A 26,543-nucleotide genomic window follows, 5' to 3' on the forward strand; every position below is an offset into this window, starting at 1 on the left:
TACCGATAAGTGCAGGTGATACCGTGGAGAAGGTCGTTGTACCGCCGGAGAAAAAGCAGTACCAGGAGATAGGCGAGGATTTACGCGAGCAAATTATTCAGGGGCATTATCCCGTCGGACAGCGTTTGCCGCCGGAGCGCAATATCGCTGAAAAGTACGGCGTCAGCCGCACCATCGTGCGCGAAGCATTATTGATGCTCGAACTTCAGGGCACCGTCGATATCCGCCAGGGTTCCGGCGTGTATGTGATGCGTATTCCGCAGGCGCACGAAAACGAAGAGGAGCGCTTGCTCAGTAGCGATGTTGGCCCGTTTGAAATTTTGCAGGCGCGCCAGCTGCTGGAAAGCAACATCGCCGCTTTCGCCGCTAAAATGGCGACGCGGGCAGATATTGATAATCTGCGGCGCATTCTGGAGCAAGAGCAGCGGGCGATTGCGCTAAACGATACCTCGCAGGATAACAGCAAGATGTTTCACCTGCTGCTGGCGGGCGCTTCGCAAAACCAGATGCTGCTGGCGACGGTGGAATCTATCTGGCACCAGATGGATTGCAGCCCGCTCTGGCAACAGTTTAACGCACACATTGCCAGCCGCCCGTACCGTCTGAAGTGGCTTGGCGATCGCCAGACCTTGCTGGCGGCGCTGCGTCGCCGTGATGTGATGGGGGCCTGGCAGGGGATGTGGCAGCATCTTGAAAACGTAAAAAAGAGTCTGCTGGAGCTTTCCGACGAGGATGCGCCGGACTTTGACGGCTACCTTTTTGAGTCTGTACCCATCTTTCAGGGGAAATTGATGTGACCATCCTTGCGCTTCACCAGGCGCCGCATTTTGCAGAGCAGGTTATCGACTGGTTGTGGCAGGAGTTTGGCGACGGCTTACCGCGTGCGTTTTTTGCCAGCATTATTCATCACAGCCAGACGCCGGGGCAGCTACCGCTGACCTGGGTTGTGGTGGAAAACGATGAGCTTTTAGCGACGGTTGGGTTATGGCGCTGCGACTTGCTCACCCGCCAGGACTTGTATCCCTGGCTTGCCGCGCTGTATGTAAAAGCGAGTGCGCGCGGGCAGGGACTGGCGGCAAAATTGCAGCGCTACGTGCTGGCGCAGGCGCATGAGATGGGTTTTCACCAGCTCCATCTCTTTACCACATTGCACGGTTATTACGAGCGGTCTGGCTGGCAATACATCGGTGACGGCCTTGATTACCCGGACAAGACCGTGCGTATTTACCGTATCGACTGTTAACTCTCCTGCGCCGCCAGCACCGAGTGGCGGCGTACCAGCGTCGGGTTAAACAGGTGGGTGACCTCCGGCAACGGGCGGTTTTCCGCCAGCGCCAGCGCCAGCTCTGCGGCCTGGGTCGCCATGGTGACAACAGGATAACGCACCGTGGTCAGGCGTGGGCGCACGTAGCGTGAAATCAACACATCGTCGAAGCCAATCAGCGAAATCTCGCGCGGTACATCGATACCGTTATCGTTAAGCACGCCCATAGCGCCAGCCGCCATGGAGTCGTTATAACAGGCGACGGCGGTGAAATTTCTGCCGCGCCCAAGAAGCTCCGTCATCGCCTGCTCGCCGCCGCTCTCGTCCGGCTCGGCAAAGGTCACCAGCCTGTCGTTACAGGGCAGACCGTTTTCCCGCAGCGCATCGTAATAACCCTGCAAACGGTCTTCGGCATCGGAAATCGCGTGGTTGGAGCAAAGATAACCAATACGCGTATGGCCCTGCTGGATAAGATGGCGCGTGGCCAGCCAGGCGCCGTAGCGATCGTCCAGCGCGACGCAGCGCTGCTCAAAGCCCGGCACGATACGGTTAATCAGCACCATGCCCGGCATTTGCTGCATCAGCGCGGCCAGCTCATCATCAGGCAGGATTTTGGCGTGCACCACCAGCGCCGCGCAGCGATGGCGAATCAACTGCTCAATCGCTTTGCGCTCTTTCTCTTCGTTATGGTAGCCGTTGCCAATCAGCAGAAAATTACCCGTAGCAGAAGCCACTTGCTCGACGGCTTTTACCATCGCGCCGAAAAAGGGATCGGACACATCGCCCACCACCAGGCCAATGGTTTCTGTCGATTGTTGCGCCAGCGCGCGGGCGTTAGCGTTGGGGTGATAGTTCAGCGCATCCATTGCGCTTTGTACTGCCTGGCGGGACGCTTCGCTCGCTTTCGGTGAAGCGTTAATTACACGGGACACGGTTGCCACAGAGACACCCGCCATCCGCGCTACATCTTTAATCGTCGCCATTACGCACCTTCCTTTGGGTAAGCGTTTACACGCCGAACAGTTTTACGGAAAAGCGGCATCTAATCAAGAAAAGAGCGCGGAGAGATAGCGCAAACGTGAGCTGAAACGAAGGAAGTAATGAAAACGTTACACGAGGAATTTTGCTAAATAATACAGATAAAAATTTTGCTTACACTTTGCGAAAAGCTGTTTCGATTCTCTGCTGGTGGCGTTTTGCTTCTCATGACACTCTGAATGTCCCAGAGGTATTGATAGGTGAGTGCCACCCAAAAGGTTGTACTACTGCATTACACCAGCCTGCGCAGATGCGCAGGTTTTTTTTTGCCCGCCGCGCATTTGTAACTTATTCAGAGAAAAGTCACACCTCGTTGCATTTGCGCGAATTCTCTTGCTTTTTCCCGCTGGCGATAGTGCGCGCGGCCCGCCACAATCAAGATCCCAGAGGTATTGATTGGTGATTTATTCGGTACGCTTTTCGTACCCCATGCATTACACCGACCTGCGCAGAAGCGCAGGTTTTTTTTGCCTGCATTTTACTCCCTGCACTTCTGGTGTAATCTGCCACACTTTGTGCATAACTTGCTTAATTGTCTGGCAAAAGGAGTTGAAATGCTACTGGGCTTTTTCCGCGGCCTGTTTCGTGTGCTGTTCCGGGTTAAGCTTACCGGGAACGCAGAGGCGTTGCAGGGTGAGCGTGTCCTTATCACCCCAAACCATGTCTCTTTTATTGATGGCATTTTACTGGCGCTCTTCCTGCCGGTACGCCCGGTATTTGCAGTTTATTCCTCCATCAGCAGCCAGTGGTATATGCGCGCGCTGAAAGCGTTCTGTGATTTTGTCCCGCTCGATCCGACAAAACCCATGTCGATAAAATATCTGGTGCGCCAGGTGGAAGAGGGGCGCCCGGTGGTGATTTTCCCGGAAGGGCGCATTTCTGTCTCCGGTTCATTAATGAAGATTTATGACGGCGCGGGCTTCGTGGCCGCAAAGTCCGGGGCAACCGTGGTGCCCGTGCGCATTGAAGGCGCGGAGCTGACCTTTTTTAGCCGCCTGAAAGGTCTGGTTAAACAGCGCCTGTTCCCACGCATTCAGCTGCATATCCTCCCGCCAACGAAACTGCCCATGCCGGACGCACCCCGCGCGCGCGATCGCCGCAAGCTTGCCGGGGAGATGCTGCATCAAATTATGATGGAAGCGCGTATGGCCGTGCGCCCGCGCGAAACGTTGTTTGAAGCGCTGCTTGCCGCACAGGCGCGTTTTGGCGCAAACAAACACTGCGTGGAAGATATCAATTTTAAACCCGACAGCTACCGCAAGCTTCTGACCAAGACGCTGTTCGTCGCCCGCATTCTGGAAAAATATAGCGAACAGGGGGAAAAAATTGGTCTTATGCTGCCAAATGCGGCGATCAGCGCAGCGGTGATTTTCGGTGCCATTGCCCGCGGGCGTATTCCGGCAATGATGAATTACACCGCCGGGGTGAAAGGGCTGAGCAGCGCCATCACGGCGGCGCAAATCAAGACCATCTTCACCTCGCGCACCTTTATGGATAAAGGCAAACTCTGGCATCTGCCGGAGCAGCTCACCCAGGTCCGCTGGGTCTATCTGGAAGATTTAAAATCCACGGTGACGCGGGACGATAAGCTGTGGATTTTCCGCCATCTGCTGACGCCGCAGCGCGCGCAGGTGCCGCAAAACCCGGAAGACCCGGCGCTGATCCTCTTTACCTCCGGCTCGGAAGGCAACCCAAAAGGCGTGGTGCATAGCCATAAAAGCTTGCTTGCGAACGTCGAGCAGATCAAAACCATTGCCGATTTTACCGCCAACGACCGCTTTATGTCGGCGCTGCCGCTGTTTCACTCTTTCGGTTTAACCGTGGGGTTGCTTACGCCTTTGCTGACCGGTGCCGAAGTGTTTCTCTACCCAAGCCCGCTGCACTACCGCATTGTGCCGGAGCTGGTGTATGACCGTAACTGCACCGTGCTGTTTGGCACCTCGACTTTCCTGGGCCACTATGCGCGGTTCGCCAACCCTTATGATTTCTATCGCCTGCGTTATGTGGTGGCGGGGGCTGAGAAGCTTCAGGAGAGCACGCGCCAGCTATGGCAGGACAAGTTTGGCCTGCGCATTCTTGAAGGCTACGGTGTGACTGAATGCGCGCCGGTGGTTTCAATTAATGTACCGATGGCGGCCAAACCCGGCACCGTCGGGCGTATTCTCCCGGCGATGGATGCGCGCCTGATGGCTGTGCCGGGCATTGAGGAGGGGGGTCGGTTACAGCTTAAAGGGCCAAACGTGATGACCGGCTACCTGCGGGTGGAAAACCCCGGCGTGCTGGAAGCGCCAATGGCGGAAAACATTCACGGCGAGCAGGAAGCTGGCTGGTACGACACCGGCGATATTGTGCGCTTTGATGAGCAAGGGTTTGTGCAGATTCTGGGGCGCGCGAAGCGTTTTGCCAAAATCGCCGGGGAGATGATCTCCCTTGAGATGGTCGAGCAGCTGGCGCTGCAAGCTTCGCCGGAAAAAATGCATGCGACGGTGATTAAAAGCGATGCCAGCAAGGGCGAAGCGCTGGTGATGTTTACCACGGATGCGTCGCTGACGCGCGAAAAACTGCAACAGCAGGCGCGTACGCTGGGAATTCCTGAGCTGGCGGTGCCGCGCGATATCCGTTTCCTCAAACAGTTACCGGTACTGGGCAGCGGCAAACCGGATTTTGTCACCCTGAAAGGAATGCTCGACGAGGCGCAAACCCAACATGCTTGAGTCAGTAAGTACTAACACTTCGCTGAAGTCACGGGGGATGCTGGCGGTGCTTGCCGCCCAGTTTTTGTCGGCATTTGGTGATAATGCCCTGCTGTTTGCCACCCTGGCGCTGCTGAAAGCGCAGTTTTACCCGGACTGGAGCCAGCCGATTTTGCAGATGGTGTTTGTGGGCGCTTACATTCTATTCGCGCCGTTTGTCGGCCAGGTGGCCGACAGCTTTGCCAAAGGCCGCGTGATGATGGTGGCAAACAGTTTGAAGCTGCTCGGTGCGGCAAGCATCTGCGTGGGCATAAACCCGTTCGTTGGTTACTTACTGGTGGGCGTTGGCGCGGCGGCATATTCTCCGGCCAAATACGGTATCCTGGGCGAAATAACGACCGGTGATAAGTTAGTGAAAGCTAACGGCCTGATGGAGTCCTCGACCATTGCCGCCATCCTGCTTGGTTCGATGGCGGGCGGCGTGCTGGCTGACTGGCATGTGCTGGCGGCGCTTGGCGTCTGCGCGCTGGTCTATGCGGGGGCGGTGGCGGCCAATCTGATGATCCCCAAACTCCCGGCAGCGCGACCGGGCCAGTCCTGGCGCTTTAAACCAATGACCCACAGCTTTTTCAGCGCCTGCTGCACGCTATGGCGTAACGGCGAAACCCGCTTTTCGCTGGTCGGCACCAGTCTTTTCTGGGGCGCGGGGGTGACGCTGCGTTTTCTGCTGGTGCTGTGGGTGCCCCAGGCGTTGGGCATTACGGATAACGCGACGCCAACCTATTTGAATGCCATGGTGGCGGTCGGGATCGTGGTAGGTGCCGGGCTTGCCGGGAAGCTGGTGACGCTCGAAACCGTCGCCCGCTGCATGCCTGCGGGGATTTTGATTGGCGTGGCGGTGGCATTCTTTTCCCTGCAACACGCTTTGCTTCCCGCGTATGGCACGCTGATGCTAATTGGTATGCTGGGCGGTTTTTTTGTGGTGCCGCTCAATGCGCTGTTGCAGGCATTGGGGAAAGTCTCCGTTGGCGCGGGCAATGCCATCGCGGTGCAAAATCTCGGCGAAAACGCCGCCATGCTGCTGATGCTGGGACTGTACTCCCTGGCGGTGAAAGCAGGCGCGCCGGTGGTGGGCGTCGGGGTTGGCTTTGGCGTGTTGTTTGCGCTAGCGATTGCGGCGCTGTGGTTCTGGCAGCGCCGCCGTTAACTTATGGCGCGGGGTAGGTGTAAACCTGGTGCACCGCTTCAATTTCGGCAAGCACCTCTTCACTGAGTTCCAGGTGCAGGCTGTCGATATTGTTTTTCAACTGTTCCATCGTCGTCGCGCCCAGCAGGGTGCTGGCGACGAAGGGCTGGCGGCGCACAAATGCCAGCGCCATCTGCGCCGGGTCCAGGCCGTGACGCCTGGCGATATCCACATACGCGGCGACCGCTTTTTGCGCCTGCTCGCCGCTGTAACGCGTAAAGCGGCTAAACAGCGTGTTGCGCGCACCGGCAGGCTTCGCACCGTTGAGATATTTACCCGTTAACGTACCGAAAGCCAGGCTGGAGTAGGCCAGCAGTTCAACGCCCTCATACTGATTCACTTCCGCCAGACCTACTTCGTAGCTGCGATTTAGCAAACTGTAAGGGTTTTGGATCGTGACAATTCGTGGCAGTTCGTGCTTTTCCGCCAGATGCAGATAGCGCATCACGCCGAAGGCCGTTTCGTTGGAGACGCCGATATAACGGATTTTCCCCGCCCGCTGAAACTCGCTAAGCGCATCGAGAGTTTCCAGTAGCGTGATGACCGGCGCGCTCTCAACCCAGCTATAACCCAGCTTACCGAAGCAGTTGGTCGGGCGCTGCGGCCAGTGAACCTGATACAGATCGAGATAATCGGTTTGCAGGCGCTTGAGGCTTGCGTCCAGCGCCGCGCGGATATTTTTGCGATCCAGCGCCTGATCCGGGCGAATTGCGCTGTCGCTGTTACGGCTTGGGCCGCTGACTTTGGAGGCGATAATCAGCCGCTCGCGATTCGCGCGTTTTGCCAGCCAGTTGCCAACGAACGTTTCCGTCAAACCCTGGGTTTCAGGGCGCGGCGGGACGGGGTACATCTCAGCGACATCAATCAGATTGATACCCTGACTGACGGCGTAATCGAGCTGTGCATGGGCATCGGCTTCGCTGTTTTGTTCACCAAATGTCATAGTGCCCAGCCCCAGGGTGCTTATTTCAAGCGTACTGTGGGGGATACGGTGATAGTGCATAGCCGGCTTCCTCAAAAAACATCAGATGACCTGACAAAGGAATATAAACATGGCAGAGGGGAGAGAAAAGGGGAAGGAATAAATCAAAAAGGCCAGTAGATTACTGACCTTTAAAAGAATTCGTTAACGCTCGATAATCTGGGATACGTCATCACGGTTAATCTGCATATTATTGCCTTGCTGATCGCGATAGCTCACAAGACCGGTATCTTCATCGACCACTGGCTTGCCTTCTGTCAGGATCATTCTGCCATCTTTCGTTGCCATAACGTAATCGCTGCTGCACCCGGAAACGGTAAAAGCCAACCCTACTGCGGAAATAATCACCGCCCATTTTTTCATCATTCTTATCCTCTGAATGTAAGCGCCACACACAAGTGTAGTAATAACCTGCCAAACGTGAATGAAAAAGCAGGATAATCTGAAAATATATTCAATGAAATGATGAAAAAAGCGAAAGGCTTCTGCGGACGGAGAAGCCCTGTTTTCACAGCGGATTTTTTTTGTTTCGCACCAGGTTAAGTGTTTCTACGGCAATGGAGAAGAACATCGCGAAATAGATGTACCCTTTCGGCACGTGAATAGACACGCTTTCGAGTAACAGCGTAAAACCGACGAGGATCAAAAATGCCAGCGCCAGCATTTTGACTGACGGGTGGCGGTCAACAAAATCGCCAATCGGACGCGCAGCGAACATCATCACCCCCACAGAGAGCACCACGGCGGCCATCATAATAAACAGATGATCGGACAGACCCACCGCGGTTATCACCGAGTCGAGGCTAAAAATAATATCCAGCAGCATTATCTGCACGATTGCGCCGATAAACGAGTGGACGTTGGTGCTTATCCCACCTTCCTCGCCTTCAATGGACTCATGGATCTCTTTGCTTGCCTTCCAGATAAGAAACAGGCCGCCGAGGAACAGGATGATATCCCTGGCGGAGACAGCGTGGTCAAAAAGGGTAAAAAGAGGATGCGTCAGGCGGATAACCCAGGCAATCGAGGCCAGCAGTAACAGGCGCATCACCATCGCTGCCGTAAGCCCAAGCCGACGCGCACGGTTGCGTTGCGCCACAGGAAGTTTAGCGACAATCAGCGAGAGGAAAATGATGTTATCGATCCCGAGCACAATTTCCAGCAGTGTCAGCGTGCCGAGCGCCATCCAGGCATTGGGATCGGTAATCCATGCAAATAACATTGTAAAACCCTGCAAAAGATAGACGCGCTAATTATAAGTGATAAGCACGACTCAGGCCGGGTTAAACCTTAAAAGGCTGAGGCGCAGAAGTGTCTTTCCAGCAGCGCGCGGGTAAAGTTCTTCTTCAGGTAAAAACCGCGCGGCAGGGTCAGTATCGGCTGACCATGTTCGCCGATAGCTTCCGTCAGCGCTTTATTGTTCGCCGCTTTCGGGCGCAGCTGAAGCACTTCGCCGTGGCGCGCGGTGATACGCGTAACCTGGCCGAGCACAATTAAATCCATCAGCTCTTCCCAGTCCATGCGCAACTGCTGCTCTTCTTCCTCGTTCGGACTCCATAACAAAGGCGAACCCACCCGGCGCTCGGCCAGGGGGATCTCGCGCGATCCTTCAACCGGCACCCACAGTACGCGCTTAAGCTTATGGCGCACATGGCTGGTTTCCCACACCACGCCGCTATTACCGGTTAAGGGGGCGACGCAAACAAACGTGGTCTCCAGCGGGCGGCCAAGCGCATCCACCGGGATGGTTTTTAGCTCGACGCCCAGCGCGGCGAAGTCCTGCTCCGGTTTGCTGCCTGCGCTCGCGCCTAGCCACAGCTCCAGCAGCACACCCGTCCAGCCTTTATCACGCTTTAAATCGCGCGGAACGGGCAAACCTGCCAGCGCGCCCAGCTCGCCGAGTGAATAACCTGCCAGCCGTTGTGCCTGGGCAAGCAATTGAGCTTCTGATTCAGGCGGTGTGGAGAGCGGTAACAACGCAGACATGCTGAAAACCTTTTGATTAAAAAATGAGCGGCAATTTTATACCGGCGACGTCCAGTTTACCTTTTTCTTTGCTGCTAGTTCAATTTGATGATTTTTAAGATAATTTATAGTGAAGCAGCATGAGTTGCGCAACGGATTGCCGGGTTTTCCAAATCTGGTCACTGACAATGAACAGGATCTTACACCCTGTTATCCACAGAAAAGTGGGATAACTGGGGAAAAGCGTCACTACTGTTTCGATTTACAGCCTTGACGTGCGACGAAACTCGAATTTTTGCACAAAATTCGTTTAACATACTGGCATAATCTGTGGATAAAAACATCTCTGTTCGATCTTTCATCAGTCATGAGATCGTTCAGGTGATGATCGTCACATTATGCTGTGTGAAAGTGCAAGGAAAGAGTTTAACTTACTAAATAATATGATTTTATTTTTTTCTTTCAATTATCGGTTATTCAGACAAGTCTGGGTTTTCCCGTAGTAATTCCGTACTTCTGCACAACTCTATCCACAGAAAAGGTGAATAAAACGGGCGTATTAACCAGGTTGCTGTTTATAACTCCCGCTTTAACTGTGAGTTATTCAAATGTTATCCGATAGTAAGCCGTGAATAGAGTGGTTTACCGTTTTCCGCGAGTGTGAAACAATCGCTTCATTCAAGTTTATTTTGAGGTAGTCCGGTGATTGATGACGATGGCTACCGCCCAAATGTTGGGATCGTAATCTGTAATCGACAGGGTCAGGTCATGTGGGCCAGGCGCTTCGGGCAGCACTCATGGCAATTCCCTCAAGGAGGAATTAATCCTGGGGAATCTCCGGAGCAGGCAATGTACCGGGAACTGTTCGAGGAAGTGGGCTTAAGTCGTAAAGATGTTCGTATCCTTGCTTCTACCCGTAACTGGTTGCGTTACAAGTTACCGAAACGTTTGGTGCGTTGGGACACAAAGCCGGTTTGTATCGGCCAGAAACAGAAGTGGTTTCTTTTGCAGTTGGTCAGCAGCGATGCTGATATCAATATGCAAACCAGTAGTACACCGGAGTTTGATGGCTGGCGTTGGGTAAGCTACTGGTATCCTGTTCGTCAGGTGGTGTCGTTTAAACGCGACGTCTACCGGCGGGTGATGAAAGAATTTGCAAGTGCGGTGATGTCGCTTCAGGAAACGCCTCCTAAGCCGCAAAACGCGCCTGCCTGGCGACGTAAAAGAGGTTAAGCCACCCACATCATGCTCACCCGACTGCGAGAAATAGTTGAGAAAGTTGCCAGCGCGCCACGTCTTAACGAAGCGCTGGAAATTTTAGTTACTGACGTTTGCCTGGCGATGGAAACCGAAGTGTGCTCGGTCTATCTCGCAGATCACGACAGGCGTTGCTATTACCTGATGGCGACGCGCGGTTTGAAAAAGCCGCGCGGTCGCACCGTCGCGCTCGCTTTTGATCAAGGGATCGTCGGTCTTGTAGGCAGGCTGGCGGAACCTATCAACCTTGCCGATGCGCAGAAGCACCCAAGCTTTAAATATATCCCTTCGGTAAAAGAAGAGCGTTTTCGCGCTTTTCTCGGTGTGCCCATTATCCAGCGCCGTCAGCTTCTGGGCGTGCTGGTCGTTCAGCAACGCGAACTGCGTCAGTATGACGAGAGCGAAGAGTCCTTCCTTGTTACGCTTGCCACGCAGATGGCGGCCATTCTTTCCCAGTCTCAGCTAAATGCGCTCTTTGGCCAGTACCGGCAGACGCGTATCCGCGCGCTCCCGGCATCGCCTGGCGTGGCGATAGCCGAAGGCTGGATAGATGAGACGCTGCCGCTGATGGAGCAGGTTTATCCAGCGTCTGCGCTGGATGTCCCCTGGGAGCGCGAACGCCTCACCAGCGCGCTGGAAGAGGCGGCCAGCGAGTTTCGCCGCTACAGCAAGCGTTTCTCTGCCGGTGCGCAAAAAGAGACGGCGGCCATTTTCGATCTCTATTCACACCTGCTTTCCGATGCCCGTTTACGCCGTGAACTGTTTGAGGAAGTGGACAGCGGCGTGGTGGCTGAATGGGCGGTAAAAACCGTTATTGAGCGCTTTGCGGCGCAGTTTGCTGCTCTCGGCGATGGTTATCTCAAAGAGCGGGCCGGTGATTTACGCACTCTTGGGCAGCGGTTGTTGTTTCATCTTGACGATAACATTCAGGGGCCGAATAGCTGGCCTGAACGTTTCGTGTTAGTCGCCGACGAACTGTCAGCCACCACACTTGCTGAACTGCCGCACGATCGCCTGGTTGGCGTCGTTGTCCGTGACGGGGCTGCGAACTCGCATGCCGCTATTATGGTGCGGGCGTTGGGTATCCCAACCGTGATGGGCGCGGATATTCAGCCTTCTTTACTGCAACGACACACGCTGGTAGTGGATGGTTATCGCGGTGAATTACTGATCGATCCTGAGCCGGTACTGCTGCATGAGTATCAGCGCCTTATTACCCAGGAAAATGAATTAAGCCGCCTGGCCGAAGATGATGTGAATCTTCCCGCGCTGCTTAAAAGCGGCGAGCGGATAAAAGTCATGCTCAATGCCGGGCTCAGCCCGCAGCATGAAGAGACGCTGGGTAGCCGGATTGATGGCATTGGGCTTTATCGCACCGAGATCCCTTTTATGCTGCAAAGCGGCTTCCCTTCAGAAGAGGAGCAGGTGGCGCAGTATCAGGGCATGCTGCAAATGTTTAACGATAAGCCGGTGACGCTGCGTACGCTGGATATCGGCGCTGACAAACAGCTGCCTTATATGCCTATCAGCGAAGAGAACCCTTGTCTTGGCTGGCGCGGAATCCGAATCACGCTCGACCAGCCGGAGATTTTCCTCGTGCAGGTGCGGGCGATGCTGCGCGCAAATGCGGCGACCGGGAATTTAAGCATTTTGCTGCCGATGGTGACGAGCATAGATGAGGTGGATGAAGCCCGGCGGTTGATTGAGCGTGCCGGGTGTGAAGTTGAAGAGATGATTGGTTACGCCATTCCAAAGCCGCGTATCGGCGTGATGCTGGAAGTGCCTTCCATGGTGTTTATGCTTTCGCATCTGGCGAGCCGGGTAGATTTTATCTCGATTGGCACCAATGACTTAACGCAGTATATCCTCGCGGTGGATCGCAACAATACCCGGGTGGCGACCATGTATGACAGCCTGCATCCGGCGGTTCTGCGTGCGCTTTCTATGGTGATTACCGAAGGGGAGCGCTTAGGGTTAGATGTTCGCCTGTGTGGCGAGATGGCGGGTGATCCGATGTGCGTTGCGGTGCTGGTGGGGCTGGGCTACGGCCATCTTTCAATGAACGGGCGTTCCGTGGCACGTATTAAGTACCTGCTGCGCCGTATCGATTTAGAAGAAGCGCGAGTGCTGGCTGCTCGCGTGCTGGAAGCCCAACTGGCGACGGAAGTACGCCATCAAATTGCGGCATTTATGGAGCGGCGTGGGCTGGGCGGTTTGATTCGCGGCGGGCTTTAATTCTGCCTGTCGTCGAGCGGCCTTTGTTGCAGCGCTAATACTGCGTGGGTGCCGGTGCTACCGGCGAGCGCGTTTTTACTGCGCGGCTAGCTGCAATAATTTCATGCTGTAAGGCGGGTACGCCAGAGCGTTATGCAGACGCTGGCGCAAAGTTAAGGTGATACATATCTTTTACAACTTCCCGACAGTCCACGGGTTTGCCTTGTGCTATCATTCGCAGCTTTGGAGCGACCGCTGGTTGGGGCTGCGTACATGCACCGCTGTCCACTTTCAGCGGAATAACAACACGTTATGGTGACAGATGAATAGTGGCTATCTGCATTTCCCGGAGTTCGATCCGGTAATCTTTTCCATTGGGCCGGTTTCCCTCCACTGGTATGGTTTGATGTACCTGGTGGGCTTTATTTTTGCGATGTGGCTCGCTACTCGCCGGGCAAATCGACCCAATAGCGGCTGGACGAAGAACGAAGTAGAGAATCTGCTTTATGCTGGTTTCCTCGGCGTGTTTCTCGGCGGGCGTCTCGGTTACGTTCTGTTTTATAACTTTCCGCTCTTTCTGGCCGACCCGCTCTATCTGTTCCGCGTATGGGACGGCGGCATGTCCTTCCACGGCGGTTTGATTGGCGTTATCGTGGTGATGATTATTTTCGCCAAACGTACCAGGCGCAGCTTTTTCCAGGTGTCTGATTTTATTGCGCCGCTTATCCCGTTTGGTCTGGGCGCTGGCCGTCTGGGCAACTTTATTAATGGTGAGTTATGGGGGCGCGTTGATCCCTCTTTCCCGTTTGCTATGTTGTTCCCCGGTTCGCGCGCAGAAGATGCCGCGCTGCTGCCTGCACACCCTGAGTGGCAGTCTGTTTTTGATACCTACGGCGTACTGCCGCGCCATATGTCTCAGCTTTATGAGATGGCGCAGGAAGGCGTCGTGCTGTTTATTATTCTCAATCTTTTTATCCGCAAACCCCGTCCGACCGGTTCGGTCTCTGGCTTGTTCCTGATTGGCTACGGCGCGTTTCGCATTATCGTCGAGTTTTTCCGCCAGCCTGACGCGCAGTTTACCGGCGAGTGGGTGCAATACATCAGCATGGGCCAGATTCTCTCCATCCCGATGATTGTCGCGGGCGTTATCATGATGATTTGGGCCTACCGTCATCGTTCGCAGCAACCCGTTTCCTGAGGAACCATGAAACAGTATTTAGAATTGATGCAAAAGGTGCTGACTGAAGGCACCCCGAAAAACGACCGCACCGGGACAGGCACGCTGTCTATTTTTGGCCATCAGATGCGCTTTAACCTGCAGGAAGGTTTCCCGCTGGTGACGACCAAGCGCTGCCATTTGCGTTCAATTATTCATGAGCTGCTTTGGTTCCTCCAGGGCGATACCAATATTGCTTATTTGCATGAAAACAACGTCACCATCTGGGACGAATGGGCCGATGAGCAGGGCAATCTCGGCCCGGTTTATGGCAAACAGTGGCGCGCATGGCCCACGCCGGATGGCCGCCATATCGACCAGATTGCCAACGTCATCCAGCAGCTAAAAAACGATCCGGACTCCCGCCGCATCATTGTTTCGGCGTGGAACGTTGGCGAGCTGGATAAAATGGCACTGGCCCCCTGCCATGCGTTCTTCCAGTTCTATGTTGCGGATGGCAAACTTTCCTGCCAGCTTTACCAGCGCTCCTGCGACGTATTCCTCGGCCTGCCGTTTAATATTGCCAGTTATGCTTTGTTGGTTCATATGGTGGCGCAGCAGTGCGACCTGGAGCCGGGCGATTTTGTCTGGACCGGTGGCGACACGCATCTTTACAGCAACCACCTGGAACAGACCCGGCTACAACTGAGCCGGGAGCCTCGCGCATTGCCGAAACTGGTTATCAAACGTAAGCCCGCGTCGCTGTTCGATTACCGTTTCGAAGATTTCGAAATTGAAGGCTACGACCCTCATCCGGGCATCAAAGCACCGGTTGCAATCTGACCGCAGGCAGCATCTCACAACCGGTGTGGTAACGCGCCGGTTTTTTTTGCCTTTTCCCCCGTTTTTCGGCACAGCTTCCACTCATTTTGCAAGCGACTGCAACAACCCTTATTTCTTCCGTAACGTCTCGTAAAAACTGTTTTCCATGCTCGCCTGGCGGGTTTCGCATCGGCAAACTACCGCCATGAAAAAAGAAGCGGGATTCACCTTGATTGAGACAGTTATCGCGCTGGTGCTGGTCTTAGCATTAAGCGGCGCGGGAGTCTCTGGATGGCAACGATGGCAGGCGCAGCAGCAGTTGTGGCAGACCGCGCTACAGGTACGCCAGTTTCTGGAGCGGTTGCGCGACGATGCAAACTGGCATAACCATTCGCAAATGGTTTATTCCGCCCAGGACGGCAAGCTGTGGTGCCTGCTTCACGTTCCGGCACATAACTGTGCGACGAAAGAGCCATTTATATTCAGACCGGAATGGCCTGATACAGAGCTTGTTGAGGTTACAGCATCGCTGGGTTTTTATGGTCTGCGAAACACCGCATGGCCCGGACATATCATCGTGCGTAATGTTGCCGGAGAGTGGAAAATCGTCGTGTCTGCGTGGGGAAGGATTCGGATGTGCCCAAATGGAGTCGGAAGGTCATGTTGAACAGGCAAGAGGGGTTCAGCTTGCTGGAGGTGCTGATAGCCATGGCTGTAGGCAGCGTGTTACTGCTTGCTTCTGCGCGCTTTCTGCCAGCTCTTCAGCAATCTGTAATGCGGCATACGCGTATGCAGGTAGTAGAAGATGAGCTATGGCTACGAGCATGGACCGTGGCAAAACATCTGCAACGCGCCGGGTTTTGTAACGGAAATTGCAGCGGTCAGCCGTTGGTTATCGGTCAGTCCGGGGAGTGTGTCATTGTGCAATGGGATGCAAACAGTAACGGGCGCTGGGAACCCTCTGATCATAGCGAATCAGAGCAAACCGGTTTTCGGCTGAATAACGGTGCGCTGGAAACGCAGCGCGGCGCTTCTGGCTGCGCCACGCGCGGGTGGGAAAAAATAACCGATCCTGCGCAAATACGTATTGAACAGTTTACTGTGGAGATGCAGCGGGTGCCGTCTTTCGCGCCAACGCTCACAGTTTCTCTTACTGCCCGCACTCCTGGTGATAAAAGAAAGGCGATTACCGCAGCACTGAGCGTGACAGGATATAACTTATGAGTCGCCAGCAGGGTATATCATCGCTGGCAATGGTTTTGCTCTTATTGGTTCTGGGAAGTTTGCTGCTAAGTGGCCTGAATCAGCAGCTCAATAGCCATATCTGGCGCGTAAATCAGGAAAGTCAGGCCATACAACGCATGGCGGAGATTCACTCGGCAATGGCGTGGGGGCTACATCGGTCATGGTTGCCCTCACCCGACAGGCAGTGTGCACAGCATGAAGTGCAGAAGTGGCGGGTTTGCCTGCGTATTTTTGCCAACGGCAGCGTGGTATTAATTGTTGGTATCAATAAGGCACAGCTTTGGCGGCTGGGGCGGACAGCAGGGGAGAAGATCCGTTTTTCGCCTCATGGCTGGAGCGATTTTTGCCCGTTGAAGGAGCCTGCGCTATGCCAGTTCCCATAAATAAACAGCGTGGTTTTAGTTTGACTGAGGTGCTGCTGGCAATGGTGCTGATGGTGATGGTGACCACTGCGCTTGGCGGTTATCATCGGGCGCTGGCCACAGGGTTTGCTACTGCCAGCCAGTGGCGTCAGCTATGGCGAGTTGCCTGGCAGCAGGCACAGAAAGAGGCGCCTGCCTTGCCGCCTGGCTGGCAGGTTCGCCGGGGGCAGACAATGGTCGAAGGATGTGTCAGCATCAGCGTTAGCGTTATCTCGCCAGTGGGCAGGCAGGGGCAAATGACGCGTTTATTTTGCCCGAACAGTCAGTAGTCAGGAGCATATATGTTAAGGGTTTATCACTCCAACCGTCTGGACGTGCTGGAGGCGTTAATGGAGTACATTGTTGAGCACAATCCGCTCAACGATCCCTTCGAGCCGGAAGTCATCATGGCGCAGAGCACGGGGATGGCGCAATGGCTGCAAATGACGCTGGCACAAAAATTTGGCATCGCTGCCAATATCACTTTTCCACTGCCTGCGAGCTTTATCTGGGAGATGTTCGTCACCGTACTGGATGATATTCCCAAAGAAAGCGCTTTTAACAAACAAAGCATGAGCTGGAAGCTGATGGCGCTGTTGCCAGAAATGCTGGCGCGCGAAGAGTTCACCATGCTGCGTCATTACCTGAACGATGACGATGATAAACGCAAGCTTTTCCAGCTCGCCTCCCGGGTCGCCGATCTTTACGATCAGTATCTGGTTTATCGCCCAGAATGGCTGACCCTCTGGGAAGCAGAACAAATGGTTGACGGGCTGGACGACGCGCAGCGCTGGCAAGCACCATTGTGGCGCGCGCTGGTGGCGCATACGCAAGCGCTGGGCCAGCCACACTGGCATCGTGCGAATCTGTATCAGCGATTTATTCATACTCTCGAATCAGCTCAGGAATGCCCGGAAGGTTTACCGTCGCGGGTCTTTATCTGTGGCATTTCCGCGCTGCCACCCATTTACTTGCAGGCGCTGCAGGCGCTGGGCAAACATATTGACGTTCACCTCCTGTTTACCAACCCCTGTCGCTACTATTGGGGTGACATAAAAGACCCTGCATTCCTGGCAAGGCTGGTCACTCGCCAGCGTCGGCATCATCGTGAAGCGCGTCTTTTGCCTTTGTTTCGTGATACGCAAACCGCGCAGGGGCTATTTAATGATGATGGCGAACAGGAGATAGGCAATCCGTTACTGGCTTCCTGGGGCAAACTGGGGCGCGACAATATTTTCCTGCTGGCGGGTATGGAACGTTATGAGGAGCTGGACGCCTTCGTAGATGTTACACCTGGTTTGCTTTTGCAAAATTTAAAGTATGACATCCTTGAATTGCAAAACGCGTCGGTTGCAGGCGTAACGGCAGAAGAATTTGCCCGCAGCGATAAAAAACGGCGGCTTGATCCTGACGATCGCAGCGTTACGATACATATTTGCCATAGCCCTCAGCGCGAGGTGGAGGTGTTACACGATCGCCTGTTGGCTATGCTGGAGGACGATCCTGAACTGACGCCGCGCGATATCGTTGTGATGGTGGCAGATATCGACAGTTACAGCCCCTATATTCAGGCGGTTTTTGGTAGCGCCAGCGGTAAGCGCTATCTGCCTTATGCTATTTCCGACAGGCGCGCGCGCCAGGCCCACCCTGCATTACAGGCATTTCTTAGCCTTTTGGCCCTGCCGGACAGCCGCTTTGTTTCAGAAGATGTCCTTGCCCTGCTGGATGTGCCGGTACTGGCCGCGCGTTTTAACATCACTGAAGAGGGGCTGCGCTACCTGCGACTGTGGGTTAATGAGTCGGGCATTCGTTGGGGCATGGACGACGACAACGTACGTGAACTGGAGCTACCGCCGACGGGTCAGCACACCTGGCAATTTGGCCTGACGCGTATGCTGCTTGGCTATGCAATGGAAAGTCGGCAGGGCGAGTGGCAATCTATTCTTCCTTATGATGAATCGAGTGGGTTAATCGCTGAACTGGTTGGGCATCTGGCTTCACTGCTGATGCAGCTAAATATCTGGCGTAAAGGGCTTTCCCAGGCTCGCCCGCTTGAAGAGTGGCTACCGGTTTGCCGCGACATGCTCAATGACTTCTTCCTGCCTGATCCTGATACCGAGGCTGCGCTGGCACTTATTGAGCAACAATGGCAGGCAATTATTGCCCAAGGGTTGGGCGCAGATTACGGCGAGGCAGTACCGCTTTCGCTGCTGCGTGACGAGCTGGCCGCGCGCCTTGATCAGGAACGCATCAGCCAGCGCTTCCTGGCAGGGCCGGTTAACATTTGCACCCTGATGCCGATGCGTTCTATTCCTTTCAAGGTTGTCTGTTTGCTGGGTATGAATGATGGTGTGTATCCACGAACCTTACCGCCGCTGGGTTTTGACTTGATGAGCCAGAAGCCTCAGCGCGGCGATCGCAGCCGTCGCGATGATGACCGCTATCTGTTTCTTGAAGCGTTAATCTCAGCCCAGCAGCAGCTCTACATCAGTTATATCGGCCGCTCAATTCAGGATAATAAAGAGCGCTTTCCGTCTGTATTAGTGCAGGAACTGGTTGATTATATTGGTCAAAGCCATTACTTGCCGGGAGACGAGGCGCTCAACTGCGACGAAAGCGAGCAGCGTGTGAAAGCGCACATCACGCATTTACATACCCGTATGCCGTTTGATCCGGCAAATTACACACCTGATGAATGGCAGAGTTACGCCCGCGACTGGCTGCCAGCGGCAAGCCAGCAGGGAGAAATGCACGCGGCGTTTATTCAGACGCTGGCACCTCTGCCTGTGAGCACGCTGGAATTCGATCAGCTTCTGCGTTTCTGGGCGCATCCGGTGCGCGCCTTTTTCCAGATGCGCCTGCAGGTTAATTTCCGCTTGGAAGAGAGCGAGATCCCGGATGCAGAGCCCTTTATTCTCGAAGGGTTAAGCCGCTATCAGTTGAATCAGGAACTGTTAAATACGCTGATTGAAGAGCAGGATGCAGACAAACTCTTTCGCCGCTACCGGGCGTCGGGAGCGCTGCCGTACGGCGCATTCGGTGACATCATCTGGGAGACGCAGTGCCAGGAAATGCAAGCGCTGGCCAGCCGTGTGGCCAGGTATCGTCAGTCTGCTGACAGCATGGAAATCGACCTGCACTGTGCTGATGTGCATTTGACAGGATGGCTCCCCCGCGTGCAGGAAAACGGTCTGTTGCGCTGGCGCCCGTCGCTATTAAGTGTTTCACAAGGCTTGCAACTTTGGCTGGAGCATCTTGTCTACTGTGCCAGCGGTGGAACCGGTGAAAGCCTTCTCATTGTACGCAATGATAAAGCATGGCGCTTTCCGGCACTGGCGCGTGAACAGGCGATGGAGTATCTCACCTTAATGATAGAGGGATACCGTGAAGGAATGGCTAAGCCGCTTTTACTGTTGCCCGAAAGCGGTGGTGCCTGGATAAAAGTCTGTTACGACGCCAAAAATGATGCCATGGTAAAGGACGAAGAGACGTTACAAAAAGCGCAGAGCAAATTTTTGCAGGCGTATGAAGGTAACATGGTTATGCGCGGCGAAGGCGATGATGTCTGGTATCAGCGCTTATGGCGTACCCTTGATCCGGACTATTACGCAGAAATTACTCAGCAGGCGCAACGTTTCTTATTGCCGCTATATCGACATCATCAGCCCGATTGATTGTATAAAAATTGCGCGCAACAAACGCTTTGATTAACATGCGCGACAATCACGGACTGATATAACAAACGCGTTGGCTACGCCAGCGTAGATTTTATCCTGCCCTATCTGGTATCACCGGAATGCGGCGGGAACTGTTAATGATGAGGTTCGTGAATGCCTTGCAGCACCTGGTTAAAAGCTTTCGTTCTGTTTTTTGCCCTTTGGGCGCCGCTAAGTCAGGCAGACAATGGCTGGCAGCCCGTTAAGGAAACAATCCGCAAGAGTGATAAAGATACGCGCCAGTATCAGGCTGTACGTCTGGATAACGGTATGGTCGTGCTGCTGGTTTCCGATCCGCAGGCGGTAAAATCCCTCTCGGCGCTGGTCGTTCCGGTGGGTTCGCTGGAAGATCCTGACTCTCACCCGGGTCTGGCTCACTATCTTGAGCATATGACTCTGATGGGATCGAAAAAATATCCGCAGCCGGATAGCCTTGCTGAGTTCCTCAAAATGCACGGCGGTAGCCACAATGCCAGTACCGCGCCTTATCGTACGGCCTACTATCTGGAGGTCGAAAACTCTGCGCTTGAGGGGGCCGTCGACCGTCTGGCGGACGCGATTGCTGCCCCCATGCTGGATAAAAAGTACGTTGATCGTGAACGTAACGCGGTTAATGCTGAGCTGACAATGGCGCGAACCCGTGACGGGATGCGTATGGCGCAGGTCAGCGCGGAAACCATCAACCCGGCGCACCCGGCCGCGCGTTTTTCAGGGGGGAACCTCGAAACGCTGAGCGACAAACCAGGCCATCCTGTTTATGACGCGCTGCTGGCGTTTCGGGAACAATACTACTCTGCCAATTTGATGAAAGCGGTGATTTACAGCAATCGCCCGCTGGCGGAGCTGGCCAAAGTCGCAGTGGAGACCTACGGTCGGGTACCGAATAAAGACAAAGAGAAGCCCGCCATCACCGAGCCTGTCGTTACCTATAAGCAAAAAGGCGTTATCATTCATTATGTCCCGGCGGTGCCGCGTAAAGTCCTGCGCGTTGAGTTTCGTATTGATAACAACACCGATGCCTTTCGCAGCAAAACGGATGAACTCATTACTTATCTGATTGGTAATCGTAGCCCCGGCACACTCTCCGACTGGCTGCAAAACCAGGGGCTGGTTGAAAGCATCCGTGGTGATTCCGATCCGGTAGTTAACGGTAACAGCGGCGTGCTGGCTATTTCAGCCACGCTTACCGATAAAGGCCTGGCCAACCGTGATCAGGTTGTTGCTGCTATTTTTAGCTACCTGCAACTGCTGCGCGAAAAAGGAATTGATAAGCGCTATTTTGATGAACTGGCGCATATCCTCGACCTTGATTTTCGCTATCCATCCATCACGCGTGACATGGATTATGTTGAGTGGCTGGCGGATACCATGATCCGCGTCCCGGTCGCGCATACGCTGGACTCGGTAAACATCGCCGATCGGTTCGATGCCGGGGCGGTGCAGGCGCGCCTTAACGAAATGACGCCGCAGAATGCCCGTATCTGGTATATCAGTCCCGATGAGCCGCATAACAAAACGGCTTATTTTGTGGATGCGCCGTACCAGGTCAATAAAATTACCCCGCAAACACTTACCGACTGGCAGAAACGTGCGGGCGCAATTGCGTTAAAATTACCGGAACTGAACCCCTATATTCCTGATGATTTCACGCTGATAAAACCCGAAAAGAAATACACTCATCCGGAGCTTATTCTTGATGAACCGGCCCTGCGCGTGGTGTATATGCCCAGCCGCTATTTTGCCAGTGAGCCAAAGGCGGATGTCAGCGTGGTGCTGCGTAACCCGCAGGCAATGAGCAGCGCAAAAAACCAGGTGATGTTTGCACTTAATGATTATCTGGCGGGGCTGGCGCTCGATCAGCTCAGCAATCAGGCGGCGGTGGGCGGCATCAGCTTCTCCACGAATGCCAACAACGGGTTGATGCTTAATGCTTACGGCTACACTCAGCGCTTAGCGCAACTCTTTACGGCGCTGCTGGATGGCTATTTCAGCTATTCGGCAACCGAAGAGCAGCTGGCGCAGGCGAAATCCTGGTATAGTCAAATGCTTGATTCAGCAGAGAAAGGCAAAGCTTTCGAGCAGGCTATTATGCCAGTTGAAATGCTCTCGAGCGTACCTTATTTCGAGCGCAAAGCGCGCCGTGCCCTGCTGGCATCCATTACCTTGCAGGATATACAAAACTACCGTGAGGCGTTAAAAAACAATTCCCGCCCGGAGTTCCTGGTTGTGGGTAACCTGAGCGAGCAGCAGGCAACTGCGCTGGCGCGAGACGTGCAAAAACAACTGGGTACCCACGGCGAGGCATGGAGTCGCAATAAAGAGGTGCAGGTTAATAAGCAGCAAAACGTCAGCTTTGAAAAAGCGGGCCACAGTACAGACTCTGCCCTGGCCGCCGTGTTCGTACCAACCGGCTTTGATGAGTACAGCAGTTCGGCTTACAGCGCGATGCTGGGGCAGATTATCCAGCCCTGGTTCTACAATCAGCTGCGTACCGAAGAGCAACTGGGTTACGCGGTCTTCGCCTTTCCGATAAATGTGGGTCGCCAGTGGGGACTGGGCTTTTTACTACAAAGCAACGAAAAGCAGCCTGCTTATCTGTGGGAGCGCTATCAAGCCTTCTTCCCGACAGCGGAGGCAAAGTTGCGGGCAATGAAACCGGAGGAGTTTGCTCAAATCCAGCAGGGTGTCATTGCGCAACTGGAACAGGCGCCGCAAACCATAGGCGAAGAGGCGGGCAAAATCATCAAAGATTTTGACAGAGGTAATATGCGCTTTGATTCGCGTGCTAAAGTAGTGGCCCGAATAAAACAGCTGACGCCGCAAAATCTTGCTGACTTCTTCCATCAGGCGGTGGTTAAGCCACAAGGTATGGCGGTTTTGTCGCAGATCTCCGGTAGCCAGAGCGGAAAGGCAGAATATGCCCAACCGCCAGGCTGGAAGGTCTGGGACAATGTCAGCGTTTTGCAGCAATCTTTACCTTTGATGAGCGAGAAAGATGAGTGAAACAACCGCTGAGCCCCTTGATCCTTTGCGCTTACCGCTTACCGGCGAGCGTCTGATTGAAGCTTCTGCGGGCACAGGAAAAACCTTCACCATCGCCGCATTATACCTGCGGCTGTTATTAGGACTGGGCGGCAATGCCGCCTTTCCACGACCTCTGAGCGTTGAAGAGCTGCTGGTGGTGACCTTCACTGAGGCCGCAACCGAAGAGCTGCGCGGTCGTATCCGCAGCAATATTCATGAACTGCGGATCGCTTGCCTGCGCGAAACCACGGATAACCCTCTCTACGCGCAACTGCTGACTGAAATCGACGACAAACAACAGGCGGCGCACTGGCTGCTGCTGGCAGAAAGGCAGATGGATGAAGCAGCAATATTCACCATTCACGGCTTTTGCCAGCGGATGCTAAGCCTTAATGCGTTTGAATCCGGCATGCTATTTGAGCTGCAACTGGTGGAAGACGAATCATTGCTGCGCTACCAGGCCTGCGCGGACTTCTGGCGTCGCCACTGTTATCCCTTATCGCGGGATATCGCTCAGGTCATCCACGAAGAGTGGAAAGGGCCGCAGGATTTACTGAAATCGATCGACAGGTATTTACAAGGCGAAGCACCGCAAATTAAATCCCCGCCGCCCGCCGGTGAAACGCTGGCCTCGCGGCACCAGCATATCGTTACCCAAATCGATGCCCTAAAACGCCAGTGGAACGAGTCGGTTGATGAACTGGAACCGCTGCTGGAAAGTTCCGGCATCGACAGGCGTAAATTCAACCGCTCCAATCAGGCCAAATATATCGAAAGAGTCAGCGCCTGGGCGCAGGAAGAAACCCGCAGCTATAAGCTACCGGAGGCGCTGGAAAAATTCGCCCAGACCTTCCTTGCAGAACGCACAAAAGCCGGTGGCGAGGTGCCTGCTCATCCGCTTTTTGCCGCAGTTGAGGCGCTGCTGGCACAATCGCTCTCGCTTAAAGACTTAATTCTGACCACGGCGATGCGGGAGATTCGTGAGGCTGTCGCAAAAGAGAAACGGCGTCGCGGTGAGCTGGGCTTTGACGATATGCTCAGCAGGCTGGACGATGCGCTAGCCAGCGCCAATGGTGAGGCGTTGGCTAGCGCCATTCGCACCCGTTTTCCGGTTGCGATGATCGATGAATTTCAGGATACCGATCCGCAGCAATACCGTATCTTTAGCCGAATCTGGCTGGGGCAACCTGCGTGCGGCTTGCTGCTTATTGGCGACCCGAAGCAGGCAATTTATGCTTTTCGCGGGGCGGATATTTTTACCTATATGAAAGCGCGCGGCGAAGTAAGCGCGCGCTATACGCTGGATACCAACTGGCGTTCAGCGCCGGGCATGGTTGCCAGCGTGAACCGGCTTTTCTCCCGCATGGACGATGCTTTTATCTTTCGGCAGATCCCTTTTCTGCCGGTGAAATCGGCACCCAAAAACAGCGGCTTATGCTTTGAGTTACGCGGTGCAATCCAGCCTGCCATGAAGCTGTGGTTGATGGAGGATGACGGCGTTGGCGTGGGCGACTATCAGAGCTTTATGGCCCAATTGTGCGCGACACAAATCCGCGACTGGCTCAGCGCCGGTCAGCGGGGCGATGCCATGTTGTATGAGGGAGAAAAGGCAAGGCCGGTCAAAGCCTCAGACATTACCGTGCTGGTGCGCAGTCGCCACGAAGCATCATTGATTCGGGACGCGCTGACATTACTCAATATTCCTTCTGTTTATCTTTCCAACCGCGACAGCGTTTTTGAAACGCCGGAAGCGCAGGAGTTGCTATGGCTGTTGCAAGCGGTGCTGGCGCCGGAGCGGGAAAGTACGCTGCGCAGTGCGCTGGCAACATCAATGTTAGGGCTGACCGCGCGGGACATTGAAGCGCTTAACCAGGATGAGCTGGCGTGGGATGCGGTAGTGGACGAGTTTTCCCACTACCATGAGCTCTGGCAAAAACGCGGCGTGATGACCATGTTGCGGGCGCTGATGAGCGCACGCCAGGTGGCTGAAAACCTGCTGGCGACGCCCGGCGGCGAGCGGCGCTTAACGGATATACTGCACCTCAGCGAGCTATTGCAATCCGCCGGAACGCAACTGGAGAGTGAGTACGCGCTCACTCGCTGGCTGGCGCAGCATATCGCCGAGCCTAATACCAACGCATCCAGCGAGCAATTGAGGCTGGAGAGCGATAAACACCTGGTGCAAATCGTTACTATCCATAAATCGAAAGGCCTTGAATATCCCCTGGTCTGGCTGCCGTTTATCGCCAACTTCCGTGCCCAGGATCAGGGGTTTTATCACGATCGCACTTCTTATGCCGCCGTGCTCGATTTAAGCCATGCCGATGAGAGTATCGCGCTGGCGGAGGCCGAGCGCCTGGCGGAAGACCTGCGCTTGCTCTATGTCGCTTTAACGCGCTCGGTGTGGCATTGCAGCCTGGGTATTGCTCCGCTGTTTCGTCGTCGTGGCGAAAAGACCGGACCGTCTGATTTTCATCACAGCGCGCTGGGGCGGCTTATTCAGCAGGGCGAAGCGCTGGACGCCGCCGGGCTGCAACACGCTTTACAGCAGTTATGTAATGACGATATCGTTTTTTGCCCGGCACCGGCTCCGACAGCCGAACCCTGGCAAATGCCACAGGAACCGATGCCAGCGCTCAGCGCGCGCGAAGTCATGCGGCGGGTTGCGGATGACTGGCGTGTCACCAGTTATTCCGGGCTTTCACAGCGGGCTTCCGGTCTGGCGCAGGATCTGCTGCCGCGACTGGATATCGATGCAGCCGGGGAGCGCGCCGTGCAATCTGAGCCGGTACTGACGCCGCATCAGTTCCCGCGCGGCGCGTCGCCAGGGACGTTTTTACATAGCCTGTTCGAAGGGCTGGATTTTACACGCCCCATCGACCCGCAGTGGGTCACGGAACAATTGCTCGCCAATGGCTTTGAAGAGTACTGGCAGCCGGTGCTGAGCGAGTGGCTGGATACCGTGCTGCACGCTCCGCTGGCGCACGCTGAGGTTTCACTGAGTCAGTTGACCGACAAGCAAAAACAGGTCGAGATGGAGTTCTATCTTCCCATCAGCGCCACGTTGAACGCAGGCGAGCTGGATGCGCTGGTTCGCCGCTATGACCCGCTCTCTGCGGGCTGCCCGCCGCTCGATTTTCGCGAGGTGCGCGGCATGCTAAAAGGTTTTATCGACCTGGTTTTTCGCCATAACGGGCGCTATTACCTGCTGGATTACAAATCGAACTGGCTGGGTGAAAACGCGCAGGATTACACGCAAGAAGCCATGGCGCTGGCGATGCAATCGCACCGTTACGATCTGCAATACCAGCTTTATACTCTCGCGCTGCACCGTTATTTGCGCCACCGCATCCCTGATTACGATTATGACAAGCATTTCGGCGGGGTGATTTATCTTTTCCTGCGCGGTGTTCAGGCGCAAAATCCGCAGCAAGGTATTTTTAGCACGCGGCCCGATGCCGCGCTGATTACGCAAATGGATGCATTATTTGCTGGCGTTGCCCGGGAGGTGACACCTTGA

General features: G+C 54.7%; 20 protein-coding genes. 15 read left to right on the top strand and 5 right to left on the bottom strand.

The annotated features are described in order from the left end of the window. The first annotated feature begins 23 nt into the window (after positions 1–23). Positions 24–797, top strand: a complete 774-nt coding sequence (locus ACTU3N_RS04205) for a GntR family transcriptional regulator (protein ID WP_443084885.1) — start codon at positions 24–26, stop codon at positions 795–797. Next, positions 794–1,243, top strand: coding sequence for a GNAT family N-acetyltransferase (locus ACTU3N_RS04210; RefSeq protein WP_443084886.1), 450 nt, complete (start codon positions 794–796; stop codon positions 1,241–1,243). Before ACTU3N_RS04205 ends, ACTU3N_RS04210 begins: the two co-directional genes overlap by 4 nt. Here the strand turns inward: ACTU3N_RS04210 and galR are convergent. Next, positions 1,240–2,247, bottom strand: a complete 1,008-nt coding sequence (gene galR, locus ACTU3N_RS04215; protein ID WP_443084887.1) for an HTH-type transcriptional regulator GalR — start codon at positions 2,245–2,247, stop codon at positions 1,240–1,242. The genes ACTU3N_RS04210 and galR overlap by 4 nt on opposite strands. Before the next feature lie 609 nt (positions 2,248–2,856). Between galR and aas the strand changes: the two genes are divergently transcribed. After that, positions 2,857–5,016, top strand: coding sequence for a bifunctional acyl-ACP--phospholipid O-acyltransferase/long-chain-fatty-acid--ACP ligase (aas, locus tag ACTU3N_RS04220; RefSeq protein ID WP_443084888.1), 2,160 nt, complete (start codon positions 2,857–2,859; stop codon positions 5,014–5,016). Then, positions 5,009–6,202 carry a lysophospholipid transporter LplT gene (gene lplT / locus ACTU3N_RS04225; protein ID WP_443084889.1) on the top strand — a complete coding sequence of 398 codons (1,194 nt, stop codon included), beginning with the start codon at positions 5,009–5,011 and terminating at the stop codon, positions 6,200–6,202. Before aas ends, lplT begins: the two co-directional genes overlap by 8 nt. A 1-nt stretch (position 6,203) precedes the next feature. Here lplT and ACTU3N_RS04230 read toward each other — a convergent pair whose 3' ends face one another. From ACTU3N_RS04230 to mutH, 4 genes are all read right to left on the bottom strand, one after another. Then, complete coding sequence (locus tag ACTU3N_RS04230; RefSeq protein ID WP_443084890.1) at positions 6,204–7,244, bottom strand: NADP(H)-dependent aldo-keto reductase; 1,041 nt, start codon at positions 7,242–7,244, stop codon at positions 6,204–6,206. A 123-nt stretch (positions 7,245–7,367) separates the two neighbouring features. Next, a complete protein-coding gene (locus tag ACTU3N_RS04235) occupies positions 7,368–7,586 on the bottom strand; it encodes a YgdI/YgdR family lipoprotein (protein WP_443085099.1) in 219 nt (72 codons plus the stop codon). A gap of 145 nt (positions 7,587–7,731) precedes the next feature. Beyond that, positions 7,732–8,445, bottom strand: coding sequence for a TerC family protein (locus tag ACTU3N_RS04240; RefSeq protein ID WP_443084891.1), 714 nt, complete (start codon positions 8,443–8,445; stop codon positions 7,732–7,734). 68 nt (positions 8,446–8,513) lie between these two features. Next, on the bottom strand, positions 8,514–9,209 hold the full coding sequence (gene mutH / locus ACTU3N_RS04245) for a DNA mismatch repair endonuclease MutH (RefSeq protein WP_443084892.1): 696 nt from the start codon (positions 9,207–9,209) through the stop codon (positions 8,514–8,516). A gap of 681 nt (positions 9,210–9,890) precedes the next feature. Here mutH and rppH point away from each other — a divergent pair. From rppH to recB, 11 genes are all read left to right on the top strand, one after another. Further along, complete coding sequence (rppH, locus tag ACTU3N_RS04250; protein ID WP_443084893.1) at positions 9,891–10,421, top strand: RNA pyrophosphohydrolase; 531 nt, start codon at positions 9,891–9,893, stop codon at positions 10,419–10,421. A 12-nt stretch (positions 10,422–10,433) separates the two neighbouring features. Next, the gene (gene ptsP, locus ACTU3N_RS04255) at positions 10,434–12,680 is read left to right on the top strand and encodes a phosphoenolpyruvate--protein phosphotransferase (protein ID WP_443084894.1); all 2,247 of its coding nucleotides are present in this window, start codon (positions 10,434–10,436) and stop codon (positions 12,678–12,680) included. Positions 12,681–12,981: 301 nt separating this feature from the next. Next, positions 12,982–13,857: a prolipoprotein diacylglyceryl transferase gene (gene lgt / locus ACTU3N_RS04260; RefSeq protein WP_443084895.1), complete on the top strand. Its 876-nt coding sequence runs from the start codon at positions 12,982–12,984 to the stop codon at positions 13,855–13,857. 6 nt (positions 13,858–13,863) lie between these two features. Further along, positions 13,864–14,658, top strand: a complete 795-nt coding sequence (thyA, locus tag ACTU3N_RS04265) for a thymidylate synthase (protein WP_443084896.1) — start codon at positions 13,864–13,866, stop codon at positions 14,656–14,658. 184 nt (positions 14,659–14,842) lie between these two features. Next, entirely contained in the window at positions 14,843–15,304 is a 462-nt protein-coding gene (locus ACTU3N_RS04270) for a prepilin peptidase-dependent protein (RefSeq protein WP_443084897.1), read from the top strand. Beyond that, the gene (locus ACTU3N_RS04275) at positions 15,298–15,861 is read left to right on the top strand and encodes a prepilin peptidase-dependent protein (protein WP_443084898.1); all 564 of its coding nucleotides are present in this window, start codon (positions 15,298–15,300) and stop codon (positions 15,859–15,861) included. The genes ACTU3N_RS04270 and ACTU3N_RS04275 overlap by 7 nt, the downstream gene beginning before the upstream one ends. Further along, complete coding sequence (locus ACTU3N_RS04280; protein ID WP_443084899.1) at positions 15,858–16,265, top strand: DUF2509 family protein; 408 nt, start codon at positions 15,858–15,860, stop codon at positions 16,263–16,265. Before ACTU3N_RS04275 ends, ACTU3N_RS04280 begins: the two co-directional genes overlap by 4 nt. Then, positions 16,250–16,573, top strand: a complete 324-nt coding sequence (locus ACTU3N_RS04285) for a prepilin-type N-terminal cleavage/methylation domain-containing protein (RefSeq protein ID WP_443084900.1) — start codon at positions 16,250–16,252, stop codon at positions 16,571–16,573. Before ACTU3N_RS04280 ends, ACTU3N_RS04285 begins: the two co-directional genes overlap by 16 nt. A 12-nt stretch (positions 16,574–16,585) precedes the next feature. Then, positions 16,586–19,957: an exodeoxyribonuclease V subunit gamma gene (gene recC, locus ACTU3N_RS04290; protein WP_443084901.1), complete on the top strand. Its 3,372-nt coding sequence runs from the start codon at positions 16,586–16,588 to the stop codon at positions 19,955–19,957. A 156-nt stretch (positions 19,958–20,113) separates the two neighbouring features. After that, on the top strand, positions 20,114–23,002 hold the full coding sequence (gene ptrA, locus ACTU3N_RS04295; protein WP_443084902.1) for a pitrilysin: 2,889 nt from the start codon (positions 20,114–20,116) through the stop codon (positions 23,000–23,002). Beyond that, the gene (gene recB / locus ACTU3N_RS04300; RefSeq protein ID WP_443084903.1) at positions 22,995–26,543 is read left to right on the top strand and encodes an exodeoxyribonuclease V subunit beta; all 3,549 of its coding nucleotides are present in this window, start codon (positions 22,995–22,997) and stop codon (positions 26,541–26,543) included. Before ptrA ends, recB begins: the two co-directional genes overlap by 8 nt.

Origin of the sequence: Vagococcus sp. WN89Y, from assembly GCF_052220145.1 — a bacterium.
GTDB lineage: Bacteria > Pseudomonadota > Gammaproteobacteria > Enterobacterales > Enterobacteriaceae > Kosakonia.

What these genes read in the sequence shown, in the direction of transcription:
- galR (WP_443084887.1), bottom strand. Translation starts at nt 2,247, where the DNA reads ATGGCGACGATTAAAGATGTAGCGCGGATGGCGGGTGTCTCTGTGGCA.
- aas (WP_443084888.1), top strand. Translation starts at nt 2,857, where the DNA reads ATGCTACTGGGCTTTTTCCGCGGCCTGTTTCGTGTGCTGTTCCGGGTT.
- lplT (WP_443084889.1), top strand. Translation starts at nt 5,009, where the DNA reads ATGCTTGAGTCAGTAAGTACTAACACTTCGCTGAAGTCACGGGGGATG.
- ACTU3N_RS04230 (WP_443084890.1), bottom strand. Translation starts at nt 7,244, where the DNA reads ATGCACTATCACCGTATCCCCCACAGTACGCTTGAAATAAGCACCCTG.
- ACTU3N_RS04235 (WP_443085099.1), bottom strand. Translation starts at nt 7,586, where the DNA reads ATGAAAAAATGGGCGGTGATTATTTCCGCAGTAGGGTTGGCTTTTACC.
- ACTU3N_RS04240 (WP_443084891.1), bottom strand. Translation starts at nt 8,445, where the DNA reads ATGTTATTTGCATGGATTACCGATCCCAATGCCTGGATGGCGCTCGGC.
- mutH (WP_443084892.1), bottom strand. Translation starts at nt 9,209, where the DNA reads ATGTCTGCGTTGTTACCGCTCTCCACACCGCCTGAATCAGAAGCTCAA.
- ptsP (WP_443084894.1), top strand. Translation starts at nt 10,434, where the DNA reads ATGCTCACCCGACTGCGAGAAATAGTTGAGAAAGTTGCCAGCGCGCCA.
- lgt (WP_443084895.1), top strand. Translation starts at nt 12,982, where the DNA reads ATGAATAGTGGCTATCTGCATTTCCCGGAGTTCGATCCGGTAATCTTT.
- thyA (WP_443084896.1), top strand. Translation starts at nt 13,864, where the DNA reads ATGAAACAGTATTTAGAATTGATGCAAAAGGTGCTGACTGAAGGCACC.
- ACTU3N_RS04270 (WP_443084897.1), top strand. Translation starts at nt 14,843, where the DNA reads ATGAAAAAAGAAGCGGGATTCACCTTGATTGAGACAGTTATCGCGCTG.
- ACTU3N_RS04275 (WP_443084898.1), top strand. Translation starts at nt 15,298, where the DNA reads ATGTTGAACAGGCAAGAGGGGTTCAGCTTGCTGGAGGTGCTGATAGCC.
- ACTU3N_RS04280 (WP_443084899.1), top strand. Translation starts at nt 15,858, where the DNA reads ATGAGTCGCCAGCAGGGTATATCATCGCTGGCAATGGTTTTGCTCTTA.
- ACTU3N_RS04285 (WP_443084900.1), top strand. Translation starts at nt 16,250, where the DNA reads ATGCCAGTTCCCATAAATAAACAGCGTGGTTTTAGTTTGACTGAGGTG.
- recC (WP_443084901.1), top strand. Translation starts at nt 16,586, where the DNA reads ATGTTAAGGGTTTATCACTCCAACCGTCTGGACGTGCTGGAGGCGTTA.
- ptrA (WP_443084902.1), top strand. Translation starts at nt 20,114, where the DNA reads ATGCCTTGCAGCACCTGGTTAAAAGCTTTCGTTCTGTTTTTTGCCCTT.
- recB (WP_443084903.1), top strand. Translation starts at nt 22,995, where the DNA reads ATGAGTGAAACAACCGCTGAGCCCCTTGATCCTTTGCGCTTACCGCTT.